Genomic DNA, 13,410 nt, shown 5'->3' with positions numbered 1-13,410 from the left:
GCCGCCCGGCCCGCCCCCGCCCCCCCCGCCCGCGATTTCCTCGCGGCCCGCCCCCCCCCCGCCCCCCCCGGGGGGGGGGGGGGGGGGGGGGGGGGGGGCCACCCCCCGGGGGGGCCCCCCCCCCCCCCCCCACTACCGCCGAGCCAGGTCAGCCGGCCTGGTTCTTCTCGCTCCGCTTCTTCTCCGGGTCGGGGCGCCGGGCGACGTCCCGCTCGATCCAGTCGAGCAGGCCGTGGTCGGCGAAGTCGTCGAGAGCGAGGGCGTCCTTCCCCTGCTCCGGAATCGCGTGCAACGGCTCACGCAGTTTCTCCGGGTCGATGTAGCCGCACTCCTGCAGTTCCTTCTTCATGAAGATCTCGACAGCGGGCCACCACCGCATGTGCCATTCGGCCGCGCGGGTCGGTGGCGCCCCCTTCTCGTACGCCCAGTGCCAGTAGGCGCACAGCCACGTCAGCTGGATCCGCAGCTGCTGGTGGCGGTACCAGCATGGCCGCCAGACGTCCTGAGCGTAGACGGGGAGGAAGACCTTGTTGCACCAGGTGTTCAGCCAGTGCCACAGCTCCCGGCACTGCTCCTTGTCCAGCTCCGCCCAGTTCGGCGCGGTGCCCGGCCCCTCCCCTTCCTCCTCTTCGGCGTTGGCCTGCAGCTTCTCGACCGCTTCGGAGAGGTTGCCGAGCGCCTTCCGCAGCCCGGAGATCGCGTCGCCGTACTCGGCGGCCTCCAGGGTTTCCATCCGTTCGGCGAGGTTCTCCAGCCCGGAGGTGAGCGTGGTCCGTGTCTCCGAGAGGTCCCGTACCAGCGCGAGGAGCATCTCCCCCGGCTCCAGCTTCATCAGAAGGCCCCCATCTCGTCAGCGTCGCGCCGACGGCGGGTCGGCTGGGCGGGTCCGGCCGGCTTGCTCGGTCCGGCGGTGCCGGTGTCACGCAGCTGCTTGGGCTGCTCCTTCACCGCCGGCTGTTCGGCGGGGGCGGGCTGCTCCGGCACCAGGTGTGCGGTCGGCTTGAACGAGGGCTTCTCCGGCGTCGGCTGGGGGGCGGCCGGCTTGACGACCTCCCCGGGCAGGATCCGCAGGTGGTCGCGCGGGCCGGGGAACCCATCGGTGCTCCAGCCGCTTGCCGCCGGGTCGGAAGTCCAAGGACTGACCTCCGCCGCCGGGGCGGGCGGCGCCCAGGGCTCTTCGCGCCGGGGCCCCCACAGATCCGGTGCCGGAGCGGCCGTGGACGGGTTGTATGGCGGCGCGGTCGGCGCGCTGACGGGCTTGCGCTTGCGTGCCTTGAGTTCGGCCTTGGACACCTTCTTGCTGTCCCGGACGACGTTCTTGACGTCCTTGCGCTCCCACACCGGGGTGTAGGTGACCACGACCGGACCGCCGAGGTGCTTGCGGAACATCAAGATCTCGCCCCGGTCGAGGTACATGATGTCCGAGATCGTCATGGTCGGCTTCTCCACCCAGGTGTGCGAGGAGGAGCGGTTCGAGGTGGCGTTCAGTCCCCCCGAGTTCGACTCCGACTGGCTCTCCTGCCTGACCCGCTTCAAGCCGGTCAGCTTCGAGAGGTCTTCCAGGTGCTCGCCGTTACTCAGGCCGCCGAGGACCAGCTTTACGCAGTTGTCCCAGATGGTCTGATAGGCGAACTTCCCGTACCGTTCGTGGATCTGCGCAGGGGACTGGAACACGGCGTGGATCGTGATGCCGATGCCCCGGCTGTCAGCCGTCCACCGCTGCAACGGCACGCTGCAGATCAGCGCCGCCTCATCCAGCACGAACGTCATCGGCGGGTCCAGCCGGCCGCCGCGCGAGCGGGACGCCATCGTCCGCGCCCCCGCGTACACCTCGCTGGTCAGGCAGGTGAACAGCGGGCCCATCCCGCCGACGTCGCTGTCGTTGCCGAGCATGTAGAGCGTGTCCCGCGAGCGCAGGTAGGCTTCGGTGTCGAACTGCGCGTTGGGCCGGTGTGCCGACAGGATCACGTTCTGGATGTCCGGGGAGTCGAGGAACATGAAGGTCTGGGAGAGCGTGCCGAACACGTTCTCCAGCGTCGTCGCCTTGCCGTCGACCTTCTGCTGCTGCTCCAGGTCGTCCTGCCACCCGCGCGGCGCGATGTCCGCGTGCTTCTTGAAGATCTCGATCGCCTCGTAGCGATGCGGCTGCTTGCTCCACCGAGCCACGTCGATCAGGGACAAGCCCTCGATGTCAGCGGCCCACATGAACGCCTTGAGTACCCGGTACGAGCTGGAGGTCCAGAAGCTCCGGTTCTCCATGCCCTTGGTGAAGTCGGAGCCCTCCAACAGGGACTTGGCCCGCCGCTTCGAGCGCTCGATGCCGAGCTTCGGGTCCGAGCAGCCGATGACCGGGTCCCACGCGATGTTGGAGGGCCGGTCGGCCAGACCCTCCGGGTTCCAGATCAGGATGTTGCCGACCCGGGCCCTGATCGCTTCGGTCAGCTCGACGATGTCGTACTTCGTACTGGTGGCCAGCACGGCACCCACCGCGTCCAGCAGCCAGTTCCCCAGCTTCGCCGTCTTGCCCGCACCCATCGGGGCGAGCATCAGGGAAGACTCCTCGATCGCCGCGTACAGATGCAGGCCCGTCTTGCGGTCGCGTCCGATGTAGAAGCCCACGGCATCGGTCGGCACCCTCCGGGCGGGCACGTCCTTGAGGCTGGGGCGCAGGACATCGCGCTGCTTGACCAGCGCACGGCGGGTCATCTGGTTCTTGAGCCGCCTCCTGCCCGCGAATCCGTCGCTCTCGCGCCCGAAGTGCACGCTCGCCTTAACGTACATGCAGGTAGAGCCGGCCAGGCCGACCACGAGTCCGGCCGCCAGTAGCGGCTGTGTGGCGAAGAGTTGCCCGGCGCCGTCGATCAGACCGCCGAAGATCGTTCCGACCATGTCGCCCGGGTCTTCGGAGGGGTCGGCAGGAGTGATCTCCCCGGTCGCGAGGAAGGCGGCGGGCGGCACGCTGAGCGCCATGAGGCGTACGCCTGACTCGCGCCAGATGGGGGTCGCGCTGAACAGCGGGCTGCGCGGGACCGGCTGCTGGTGGTGTTCAGTCATCTCCGGGATGTCTGCCGGGAACGTCGAGTCGATGTGCGTGATGCCCTTACTGTTGTTCTCCACGAAGGTCTCCTTCGTCGGGGCCCCGGTGCTGCAGCCGCCAAGCTCAGCAAGCACCGGGGCCACTCCTGTCTGTATACGTCCCTGCACCGACATGTGCGGCATGGTTATCGCCGATCGTTACGGACCTACCGCGCACGGCTGCGCGGCTTCCCGCCGGACGGGATGACCTGGGCAGATCGCCCGCCAGAGTGGACGTTTCCGTGTTCGGCCCGCCCATCCCGCCGGTAGCGGTCACCGGTCCGTCGATCATGAAGAGCCGAGCCTGTGGACAGAGTCCGCCGGTCTCCGGGCTCACTTCTCGACGCCCTCGAACTCCCGCTCTTCCGTGCTCTCAGGTGACCGAGGGTGGGGCAGGCCCGCTGCCTCCGCGTCTTCTTGGTCGATGGCGCGCAGGTGGTTGCGGACCGCATCCAGGCCGAGCCCTACCTGGTCCATGAGCTGCGCGGCGATCTTCCGCTGCGACTGCTGCCGGTCTTCCGGGCTCATCTCGGCGAGCAGCTCACGGATGCGGTGACGGGTGTCCCCGCTCCCCGAGCCGATGCGGGCATCAACCCGGTTGGGATGCTGGGCGCGCGCCGGGACGCCGGCGATCGCCTGCTGGCGTTCGATCGTGGCCAGGCGCTCCTCCAGGCGCAGCTCGTTCTCGCGAGCTGCCCGGGCTTCCTTCTCCGCGCCGGCCGCCACGGTGGACAGCCGGTTGCGTTCGTCCACGAGCGTGTCCAGACGTTCGCGCAACGCCTTCTGCTCACCTTCCAGCCTCAGGACTTCTTCCCGGGCGTGGGCCGCCTCCTGCTTCAGGCTGCCAGTCGAGTCGGTCAGTCTCCGGCGCTCTTCCGTGAGGGATGTGAGCTGCGCGCGGGTGTCCTCTAGCTCTTTGACCGCCCGCTGGTAGAGCTGGCCGGCCGTGGCATCGCTGCTCTCCAGCAGGGCCCGCTCATCCCGGAGCGCCTTGAGGCGCTTCTCTTCGGTCTCCCGTTCGGCCGTCACCTGCTGCTGGGCCTCCTCCGCCTCCTCCTGGATCTGCTCCAGCTGCTCCTTGACGGCCGCGAGCTTGCGCGCGGCTTCCTCGACGGCCTTCTCAGCCTGGCGCCGGGTTTCCTCCGCCTCCTCCGCGGTCTTGCCCGCTTCGATCGCGCGCCTGTGGGACTTGAGGAAGTCAGCGTTCGCCGCGATGTTCAGCTGTTCCAACTTTTCCATCGCCGTACTCTCGGGTCCGTAGTCCAGCAGCGCGACTTCGTCGGCGTTTGTCAGCCACGCCATGCGCTGCATGAGCTGCAGCCCCTGCTCAGGGTCGTAGGTGTCCGCCATCTCCAGAGCGGTCTGCGCCTTCGGCCGGATCTTCTTTTCCAGGCCGCGGTCGAGAACGGCGAGGCGCTTCTTGGCGCGGCTGATGTCCGCCCTGGTCCCGCCCTCCGTGACGGCCTTCTCCAAGCGCTCCTTCTCATGCAGAGCCTGGCGTAGTGCGTAGGAGGCGTCCGCGGCGTCCCGGGCTCGCGCCCGGCGGACCATCTCGTCGGCGCGATCGTTGACGTCCAAGCCGAACAGGCCGAACACCGCAGCCCAGAGCTTCCGCCAGACCAGGCTGATCAGCAGGAACGGGCCCGGCTTGCGACCCTCGGGGCGCTGCTCCTCCAGAAGCTCAGCCTCGCCGAGCGCGCTGTGGAGGGGCACGTAGATGACCCAGGCCGCACCGATCGGCATGATCGCTAGGAAGGGAGCCGCCCACGGGGTCGGAGCGTGGACGACGTTGGCCACAGCCGAAGCGAACACGAGGCCCCACGCGGTGACCCGCAGCCACTTGAGAGACCGCGTCCACCTCCGGCGCGGGTCTGCGTTGGCCATCCTGAACATCTGGGAGAACAGCCGGATTTCCAACACATCGAACATCGACACAAAGCCGAGTGCGAAGAAGAACGACAGACCGACCTGATCCTGGGCGAAGTGCCACAAGCCGTTCAGGGACACCGCGAAGCCGCCGAGCAAGGGCTTCGTGTCCATGTACAGAGGCTTCGGAGGGATGGGCCTATCCCGCTGCTGGGCGAGATCGACAGCGGCCTGATGCTCCTTGTCCCGGCGCTCCTGGGCCTTCGCTGACCGGGAGAAGGCCACAAAGGCCGCGACCAGCAGCGTGACGAGCACGGCGCCGGCAACGACCAGCAGGATCCAGGTGGGCGCGTCGCTCAGGATGCTTTCAGCCTTCGCCCGCCAGTCCAGCTGACCGAACTCGGCTGCGGACCAGTACGGACCGGTGTCCATACCCTGGTCGTGGCGCATCTATCTCCAATCCTTGCGTCGGTGGTCGTCATTCATGCGTTGCGGCGAGCCAGGTATTCGTCCAGCGCGGCGTCGACCAGGTCCTGCAGGTTGACGTCGTGGCCAGCGGCGTAGACCTTCGCCCGCTTACGCACCGACACCCGGACGCGGGCGGAGAAGTTGACCCGGTCCTCGCCGGACGCCTGCTGGGGCTCCTGCGGTTCGCCCTGCGTCACTTTGGCTCCTGTTGCTGCTCGTTCCAGTGTTGCGAGCACCCTATGACCCCTCCGTTGGCTTCGTGGCTTGTGGACTTGCACGACAACTGTACTGCCAGCAATCCAGTTTGCCAACAATCCAGAAATCGGGGATCTATGATTGTTGACAATCTGGCCGAGGAAGAGGTTAATGGAAATGCGAGAGGGCCGGACCCCGGGATTGCCGCCCGGTGCCGACCCTCTCCGCCGGGGCTTGCCGGCCCCGGCGCACCACCCGGAACAGGCGCACGAACGCCGCCCGGGCCAGGACACCCCTAGTGGAAGGGATCTCCGTGAACCAGTCTCGCATCCTCCCCGGCATCACCCTCCAGGTCGACGACCTCCCCGCCTTGCGCCTCTCCCCCGAGGGCGAGCGCGCCCTGCCGGTCGTCGCCGGACCGCGCCGCCTGGCTGTCATCGGCCGCATCGACGCCCGGCCCTGCTCCAACTGCCGGGGATTCGAGCGCGTCGTCACCGGGACCGGCATTGCCGTCTGCGACAACGCCTCGCACAGCACAGCCAAGGACCCGCTGCCGATGCGCCCGACGCCGCACGAGCGGGACGGCCGCACCGAGCCGCAGCCGCAGCCCCTCCGCCCGCGCTCGCTGCTCGCCGGCTGACGTAGTCCCGGACCCCGCGAACACGCCGCGGAGGGCCAAGGCCCCACGCGTGCCGGACAGGCCGCTCCGTCGCCCCAGGTGACCGCCGGCCGCTGGCCCACCCCTGTTCGCCCCGGGCGGTTGAGGTACGGCCCCTGCCCGGGGCGGACGGCACCCCCTTCTTCTCCTTGCGGAGGCTGCTGTGCCCTCGAAGATCACCACGACGCTGGCGACGCTTCTGTTCGTCGCCCAGGCCCCCACCAGCGAGTTCGCCGCCAACCCGGGCCGGACCTGCGCGCTCATCCAGGAGACCGCCAACCGGCTGGGCGCGGACGCCGCTTCCCTCGCCGTCGCCAAGTACGCCTACTGGTATGGCCAGGACCCCGAGACCGCCGCCCCCTACATGCGGGCCTGCCTGGAGGCCGTCGAGCTGGCGAGCATCCACGCCCCGGTCCCCGCCCAGCGCACGGCGGTGACCCGATGAACGCCGCCTTCGCCGCCGAGGTCACGGTCGAGCGCGTGACCGCCTTGCTCGCCACCGTCGCCGGCGTCCTGGCCGCCGTCGTCGCCGTGAAGGTGGGCGCCGGGATCGGGAACGCCGCCGGAGCCGGGCTCCTCGCCTACGCCGCCGCCGTCGGCGGAATCGCCTGGAAGCGTCCGCTGCAGCTGGGCCGGGTTCTCGCCGCCACCAGCAGGGGAGCCCTGATCACCGCCGTGGTTACCGTCCTGGTCCTCATCGGCTTCTGGCGCGCCATCAAGGGGGCGTGATGGCAGCCAAGACGCGCAGGGGCACGGCCACCCACCGGCCGGCCGCCAGGCATCGGAGCTTCCGCCACGACGAGTACGTCGCCGTCGATCTCTTCAGCGGCTTCGGCGGGCTCACCAAGGGAATCGGGGACGCCGGATTCACCACGATCATGGCCGCGAACCACAACGCCTACAAGGTCGAGGTCCACGAGAGGAACCACCCCCACGCCGAGCACTGGATTGCCGACCTGGTCGACCCCGAGGCCGCCGACTACCACTCCGCCCGCGACCTCCCGCCGGCCGATCTCCTGGCCGCCGGGGTGAGCTGTGTGAACCACTCGCTCGCCAACACGGTCAGGGCATACGAGCAGGGCCTGACCCTGTTCGAGCTTGAGGACCCGGACTACGAGGCGCGGGTCACCCGGTCCGAGCGGGACCGGGCCACCGCCAACTGCGTCCTGCAGTACGCCGCCCAGCACCACCCGCGGCTGATCCTGGTCGAGTGCACCACCCAGCTCACGTCCTGGGGGCTGGCACTGCCCGGCCGCTCGTCGGTCGGGGACGGCTCGACCTACCGGTGGTGGCTCAAGCAGTTCGAGCTGCTCGGCTACCACCCCGCCAAGGTCCTGTACCTGAACAGCCAGTTTTTCGGGGTCCCGCAATCGCGGGACCGCGGCTACTGGGTGTTCGTCGACAAGGCCCTGCCGATGCCCGACCTGGAGCACCGCCCGGTGTCGCACTGCGGACGCTGCGACAAAGACGTCGAGGCAGTGTGGACCTGGAAGACCGGCATCCCGCCGTCCGGCACGGTGATGTACGGCAAGCAGTACGAGTACCGGTGCCCGTCCTGCCGCCGCCCGGTCATCCCGCCGATGACGCCGTCGCTGGCCGCCCTCGACCTGAGCAACCTGGGCACCCGCATCGGCGACAAGCCGATCAAGACGTTTAAGGACGGCTTCGTGGGACCGCTGGCCCGGTCGTCGATGGCGCGCGCCGAGCGGTGCCGCCAGCGGTTCGCCGACTTCCCCGCGATCCTCATGCCGGCCAAGGGCGTGCACGGCTCGGAGAGGCTCCTGCTGCAGCCGATGGCGACGCAGACCAGCCAGCAGGAGACCGCGCTGTTGTCGACCGGTCCGGTCGTCCAGCCGCTGTGGACACCGGACGCCGCCGGCGCACTGCCGCCGATGGCACTCGCCGTGGACAACTTCCAGGGGGCGGCGCGCGGCGCCGGGGACCCGCTGCCCACCCAGGTCGGCTCGGAGACCCTGGCCGTGCTGTCTTCCGGGGTCCTGCCGTACCGGAAGCACACGCTGCCCACGCTGCACGCCGAGGCGATGCCCACCTTCACCTCCGAACAGATTCCGGCGGTGCTGACGGCGGCCGGCTGGTACAAGCAGAACGGTTCCACCGGGACCGAGACCGCACCGCACCCGGTCACGGACCCGCTGGGCACCCTCACCTCGCGCGACACGACCGCGCTGCTCAGGGCCCAGTGGCAGGCGTCGCTCGCCGAGCTCCCGCTGGAGGACTGCTTCTACCGGATGATGGCGGCGCACGAGATCGGCCGCGGCTGCGGCTTCGACGTCGATTTCCACGACTACCGCGGCACCTTCACCGTCTGGGGATCGGCCCGCGACCAGGTCGACGGGTTCGGCAACGCGGTCTCCCCGCAGGTCGGCACCTGGATCGGATCCCGGCTGCGGGCCGTCCTGCACGGGGCGGAGGCGGCATGACCCGCGCCCCGTTCGACCCGGAGATGAACGGCGGGCTGCAACTTGGCCTCGACCTGGACCTGCCCGGGGCCCAGCAGGAAGACGCCGGACCGGTGGAGCCCGTGGCCCGGGCCGGCCGTGGTCCGGCCGAGGACGAGCCGGAAGCAGTCCAGTGACCCGGCGGACCCGGCGGGCCGAGGAAGCGCTGCTCGGGGCGATGCTCTTTCGCCCCGAGGCGCTGCCGGCGATGAGGTGGGTTCCCGCCGGCGCGTTCTCCAGCCCCGACCTGGGAGCCCTCTGGACAGCGCTACAGGACATCGACTTCCGTCAGGTGCCCACCGGCGAGGTGCCGTCCGCCGTCACCGCGGCCGTGGCCCGGATCGAAGGCCAGGGGTTACGGCAGTGCCTGAGCCCCTTGCGGATCGGGCAGCTGGCGGACGCCTGCCCCGACCCGCGCAACGCCGCCCTGTACGGCGGGATGACGGTGGAGGCCGCGATCCACCGGTCCGTCGAGCACGCGGGCAACAAGCTACGGCACACCGCGCAGCACGCTGAGGTCGACCAGGCCCGGCAGGCGCTGGACCAGATCGAGCGGACCGGGAACCGGCTCGCAGCCCTGGACAGCGCTTGGAAAGCGGCACCGGAGATGGTGCGCAACCTCCTCGACACCCCCACCGAGGAGCCGATCCAGATGGCGCCACGCACCGCACGGGCCCGCGTGGACCTGCAGGCCGAGGCGGAGACCGTCGCCTCCCTGCTGTGGCAGCCGAGGCAACTGCCCGAGGTCACCGGATGGCTCCGGCCCGCCGACTTCTCCGACAAACGGCTGGCCGCCGTCTACGAGGCGATGACCACCCTGCACGACCGGCACGCACCGATCGACAAGGTCACCGTCGCGTGGGAGGCAGCCCGGCGCCCGGGCGCCCAGCCCAGCAGCCAGGTCCTCGACGAACTGGAACGCGCTGGCATGGGCGGCACCGCCGCCTACACCGGCGAACACGTCCTGGGCGCCGCCGTGCTGGACCGGCTCGATGCCACCGGCCACCACATCCGCGACCTCGCCCTGCACCCCCAGCTCGCCCCCACCGCGCTCGTCGGCCGTGCCGGGCAGGCGATGCAGCCCTCCATCGCCGACCGCGAGCGGGTCCACCACGCCGAGCGCGAGCCGGAGCGGACCCGCGATGCGGAGCCCGCCCCAGCCGGACCCGCCCGCCCCCGACCTACAGCACCCGAGCATGAGATGGAGATCAACCTGTGACCGAGCCCGCCCGCTTCGATCCCGCCATGCACCTGCTCGCCCGCGAGCACCAGATCACCGCCCCCTACATCGCCTATGCCGAGCCGCTCCCCCCGGTGCGCTCCGCCGCCCGCGTGCTGTGGGAGCATTTCGGGCGCATTGCGCCCGGACTGGTCACCACGGCCGCCACCGGGCTGGCCTGGGCCTGGCACGACCGCCTGCCCGACGGCTCCACCGAGCCCCTCTGGATCACCGGCGCGCTGGCCGCGCTCGCCGCCGCAGCCGGGACCGTGTCGGCCGCCAAGCAGAACGGGGAGAGGGAGACCACCCGGTTCGCGTTCGCGGCGGGCGGCACCCTCGCCCTGCTCGGCATCACCGCCTGGACGCCCGACTGGCCGCTGCGCGCCCTGATGTGGCTGCTGGGCACCGCCGCCGTCTACGCCGTTGCCGCACCCCTATGGCGTGGCGACCGCCGCGCCGAGCGCGAGCAGCGCCACGAGCGGGTGATGGAGGAGAGCAAGGGCCGTACCCAGCAGGTCCTCGCCGTCATCGACGGACAGACCCGCGTCGCCGAGGCCCAGTGGAGGCACAGCACCGAAGTGGCCCGCGTCGAGGCCATCAGCCGGACAGTCGACGCCCTGGTCGCCGCCAGCCAGGCCCGAGACTCCCGCACCGTCGCCCCCGGCGACGAACTGTCGGTCGCCGCACTGCTCAAGGCCGCCGGCCACGACGCACCGCGCGAGCTGACGGCCGCCGAGCGAGAGGAGCGGACACGGTGAAGCCGACCGCCCCCCTGGGCCGGCTGATCCGACAGTGGCGCGGCCACATCGTCGAGGTCTCCGCCCGAGGGCTGGCCATCGACGGCCGCACCGTCGACCCCACCGCACTCACCGAACGCGACGCCGTACGCCCCGCCGACGACGTACGCACCCACCCCGCACTGCAGTTCCTCGACAGCGGCTCCCTGGTCTACCGGGGCCACGTCCAGGCGGAGCTGCAGTCCGGCGAGGTCACCGTGCACGGCCCGGACGGGCCCGCCTGGTCGCCCGAACGAGGCCGGAGCGAGCACGCCCGCAGCCCCTCCCGGCCCCACCCCGACGACGACTTCGACATCGAGCTGTAGCCCGTACCACCGACAAGGAAGGCACGACCATGTCCGACACCACAGAGCCCAGTCCCGAGGAGATCGCCCGCCAGACGGAGATCACCGGGATACTGCCGGTCCTCGCCCAGCTCGACCAGACGGCGGCCGAGCTGGAGCAGCTGGCCGCCGCAGGCAAAGAAGCCACCGCCGGGCAGATCGCCGCCTACCAGACGGAGGCCGCCCACGCCCGGCACCTGCTGCACGCCTCCGGAGCCACCACCCAGGAGATCACCGACGCCGAGCGGGACCACCGCGGCGACGGCGACCCCGGGTTCACGGCTCGCGCCCTCGACCACGCCGCCCACCCGCGGCACCTCCAGCCGATCCCGTCCGCTCCGCACCGGGACCACGAGCAGGACATCGACCTGTAGCATCCGTCCGCCCCGCGCTGCCCCTCCAACACGAAAGCTCCGGCGGAACTGTCCGCCGGAGCTTTTGCCTTGTGAGTACGGTGCAGACATGCAGATCAACGGGGCGGAGCAGCGAGGCCACGTACTACTGGTGGCCGGAGATCGAGCGGTCCGTCGCCGCGCCGTCCAGGTAGCACCCAGTGCCAACCTATCCGCGCTGTCCGCCGTGCCGGTGCCGGTCCTTCTCGGCAGTACCGTGCCGGCCGACGTCGTCCACCTCGATGGTGTCCGCGACCAGAACACCCTGCTGGTCCGACTGAGAAACGCCGCCGCGGCCCCCGGCCCGCTGCTGGTCTACCTCTCAGGCCGCCTCACCGTGGACCGCAAGGGACGCCGCCTCCACCTCGCCCAGGCGGGGACCAACGCCCTGACCGTCCGCTACACGGCCCTGCCCTGGGAGTGGCTCCACAACGAACTGCGGGCCCGGCCGGCCGGCTGGACGACCCTGCTCCTGGACCTCGCCGCCGACAAGGCCGCATGGGCCGAACTGCAGCACCACGAGAACCTCCAGGTAGGCAATGCGGCCGTCTACGGCGTCGTCAGCCCGCCGGGGTTCACCGGGTCCGCAGACGTCAGCCCCTACACCCACCACCTCATCGAGCAGCTGCGCCGCAACCCAAAGAGGCCGACCGCACCCCGGCTGCACGCCCTCACGGTTGCCGCGGCGGACCTGCCGCCGGGCGCCCTGGTCCTGCCCGCGACTCCCGCGATCGAGCCCGAGCACCCACCGGTGATGAGCAACCTGCAGCGCCTGCTCGCCGGGGACACCTCCGTCCTGTCCGAGCGCCGTCGCCGGCCCGAGACCCGGGACGTAGCACCAGGGCTGGACGTGCGCCCGGCCTCGCCGACCGCCGGATACCTGGACCAGGCTCCCTCCCCCGCGCGTCCGCCCGCCGCGCTGCCCAAGGAGTACCGGCCCCGCCCGCAGCAGCAGAGTGCTGCTCCACCGGCTGCCGGATCCTCTCAGGAGCAGCCCGTGCCGGAGCCGCACCCGGAGCTGCCCACCGCCAGGCGGCAGCCCGCCCTGATGCCCCTACCTGCTCCCCAGCCCACTCCCGGGATCCGGGTGCCTGCCGCGCCCCAGTCCCCGGCCGCCGCCCCGCCGTCGGCCCCCGTCCCAGGCCAGCAGGATCCCCGCCCGCACATCCACGCACTGGCTCAGCAGGGGCAGTTTCGCGAGGCCGCCCTGCTCGCCCAGGCCTGGGAGCAACACACCCTCCAGACCCAGGGCATCAACTCGCCCCAGGCCACCCAGTGGGTCGAGATCCGAGCCGACCTCGCCAAGTCGGAACGCAACTACCTGCTCGCCACCCAGCTGTGGATCGCCGCCGGCCGGACACGCCTCGCGCACCAGGCAGCCGACGCCCCCGAGGTCCTCGCCACCGCGAGCAGCGCCCACTACTGCTGGACCCAGCTGACCGACCCGGCACAGGCCCGCGCGTCCGCCCCCGAGCTGATCAGCCTCCTGCGCGCGCTCCCCGCACTCGACCGTCGGCATCTGTCGATGGCCCAGCAGCGCCTGGAGTACCTGAACAACGCGATCGCCGGACGCTGAGCCCGTGCGTCCTCTTATAGAAACGGGCCCTCCGATGAGGACGCCCCGGCCAGCTGTCCCGGCGACGGACCCAATCCGTACGATCACCCCATGAGCACCCAGCGCCGGCCGCTCGGCCGTGGTCCCCAAGCGCAGCACGATCAGCCGGCCCGGGCCCCGGAGGCCGCAGCTTCCCATCGCGTGCGCGCCGCCGAGGCCGACATCACCGCCCACTCCCTGCACCGCCCCGGAAGCATGGGCGACCTGGACCGTCTGCGCCAGCGTGGAGTCCTGGGCACCCCGCCCCGGCAGGGGCCCTGAATCCGCAGTCCCTGTGAGGCCCTGTCGCCTCTGCAGAGCCCGAGCGATAACAAGCCCTTTGGCCTGTCGTCGTCGCACGGCG

General features: G+C 70.9%; 15 protein-coding genes. 11 read left to right on the top strand and 4 right to left on the bottom strand.

The window, feature by feature from the left end; translation table 11 throughout:
- Nucleotides 1–148 precede the first annotated feature (148 nt).
- The 4 genes from ACZ50K_RS34445 to ACZ50K_RS34430 all read right to left on the bottom strand — a co-directional run bounded on the left by ACZ50K_RS34445 (nucleotide 149) and on the right by ACZ50K_RS34430 (nucleotide 5,606).
- On the bottom strand, nucleotides 149–832 hold the full coding sequence (locus ACZ50K_RS34445; RefSeq protein ID WP_468910719.1) for a hypothetical protein: 684 nt from the start codon (nucleotides 830–832) through the stop codon (nucleotides 149–151).
- The gene (locus ACZ50K_RS34440) at nucleotides 832–3,210 is read right to left on the bottom strand and encodes a type IV secretory system conjugative DNA transfer family protein (protein ID WP_468910717.1); all 2,379 of its coding nucleotides are present in this window, start codon (nucleotides 3,208–3,210) and stop codon (nucleotides 832–834) included. The genes ACZ50K_RS34445 and ACZ50K_RS34440 overlap by 1 nt, the downstream gene beginning before the upstream one ends.
- Nucleotides 3,211–3,408: 198 nt before the next feature.
- A complete protein-coding gene (locus ACZ50K_RS34435) occupies nucleotides 3,409–5,391 on the bottom strand; it encodes an MFS transporter (RefSeq protein WP_468910714.1) in 1,983 nt (660 codons plus the stop codon).
- A 32-nt stretch (nucleotides 5,392–5,423) separates the two neighbouring features.
- Nucleotides 5,424–5,606 carry a hypothetical protein gene (locus ACZ50K_RS34430; RefSeq protein WP_468910712.1) on the bottom strand — a complete coding sequence of 61 codons (183 nt, stop codon included), beginning with the start codon at nucleotides 5,604–5,606 and terminating at the stop codon, nucleotides 5,424–5,426.
- 311 nt (nucleotides 5,607–5,917) lie between these two features.
- On the opposite strand from ACZ50K_RS34430, the gene ACZ50K_RS34425 reads away from it, so the two are divergent.
- The 11 genes from ACZ50K_RS34425 (at nucleotide 5,918) to ACZ50K_RS34375 (ending at nucleotide 13,328) form a co-directional block, all read left to right on the top strand.
- Complete coding sequence (locus tag ACZ50K_RS34425) at nucleotides 5,918–6,244, top strand: hypothetical protein (RefSeq protein WP_468910709.1); 327 nt, start codon at nucleotides 5,918–5,920, stop codon at nucleotides 6,242–6,244.
- 181 nt (nucleotides 6,245–6,425) lie between these two features.
- The gene (locus ACZ50K_RS34420; RefSeq protein WP_468910707.1) at nucleotides 6,426–6,707 is read left to right on the top strand and encodes a hypothetical protein; all 282 of its coding nucleotides are present in this window, start codon (nucleotides 6,426–6,428) and stop codon (nucleotides 6,705–6,707) included.
- A complete protein-coding gene (locus ACZ50K_RS34415; RefSeq protein WP_468910704.1) occupies nucleotides 6,704–6,991 on the top strand; it encodes a hypothetical protein in 288 nt (95 codons plus the stop codon). The genes ACZ50K_RS34420 and ACZ50K_RS34415 overlap by 4 nt, the downstream gene beginning before the upstream one ends.
- On the top strand, nucleotides 6,991–8,703 hold the full coding sequence (locus ACZ50K_RS34410; protein WP_468910702.1) for a DNA cytosine methyltransferase: 1,713 nt from the start codon (nucleotides 6,991–6,993) through the stop codon (nucleotides 8,701–8,703). Before ACZ50K_RS34415 ends, ACZ50K_RS34410 begins: the two co-directional genes overlap by 1 nt.
- Entirely contained in the window at nucleotides 8,700–8,858 is a 159-nt protein-coding gene (locus ACZ50K_RS34405; RefSeq protein WP_468910699.1) for a hypothetical protein, read from the top strand. Before ACZ50K_RS34410 ends, ACZ50K_RS34405 begins: the two co-directional genes overlap by 4 nt.
- Nucleotides 8,855–9,940, top strand: a complete 1,086-nt coding sequence (locus tag ACZ50K_RS34400; RefSeq protein WP_468910698.1) for a DnaB-like helicase N-terminal domain-containing protein — start codon at nucleotides 8,855–8,857, stop codon at nucleotides 9,938–9,940. The genes ACZ50K_RS34405 and ACZ50K_RS34400 overlap by 4 nt, the downstream gene beginning before the upstream one ends.
- Nucleotides 9,937–10,698: a hypothetical protein gene (locus ACZ50K_RS34395; protein ID WP_468910695.1), complete on the top strand. Its 762-nt coding sequence runs from the start codon at nucleotides 9,937–9,939 to the stop codon at nucleotides 10,696–10,698. The genes ACZ50K_RS34400 and ACZ50K_RS34395 overlap by 4 nt, the downstream gene beginning before the upstream one ends.
- Entirely contained in the window at nucleotides 10,695–11,042 is a 348-nt protein-coding gene (locus tag ACZ50K_RS34390; protein ID WP_468910692.1) for a hypothetical protein, read from the top strand. Before ACZ50K_RS34395 ends, ACZ50K_RS34390 begins: the two co-directional genes overlap by 4 nt.
- Before the next feature lie 29 nt (nucleotides 11,043–11,071).
- Entirely contained in the window at nucleotides 11,072–11,434 is a 363-nt protein-coding gene (locus tag ACZ50K_RS34385) for a hypothetical protein (protein ID WP_468910690.1), read from the top strand.
- An 88-nt stretch (nucleotides 11,435–11,522) separates the two neighbouring features.
- On the top strand, nucleotides 11,523–13,028 hold the full coding sequence (locus ACZ50K_RS34380; RefSeq protein ID WP_468910689.1) for a hypothetical protein: 1,506 nt from the start codon (nucleotides 11,523–11,525) through the stop codon (nucleotides 13,026–13,028).
- A gap of 90 nt (nucleotides 13,029–13,118) precedes the next feature.
- Nucleotides 13,119–13,328: a hypothetical protein gene (locus ACZ50K_RS34375; protein ID WP_468910687.1), complete on the top strand. Its 210-nt coding sequence runs from the start codon at nucleotides 13,119–13,121 to the stop codon at nucleotides 13,326–13,328.
- The last annotated feature ends 82 nt before the right edge of the window (nucleotides 13,329–13,410 follow it).

Source organism: Streptomyces sp. NPDC033845 (genome assembly GCF_055576225.1).
The sequence above is the reverse complement of the archived record's forward strand: the minus strand, read 5'-3'. Positions and strand labels throughout refer to the sequence as shown.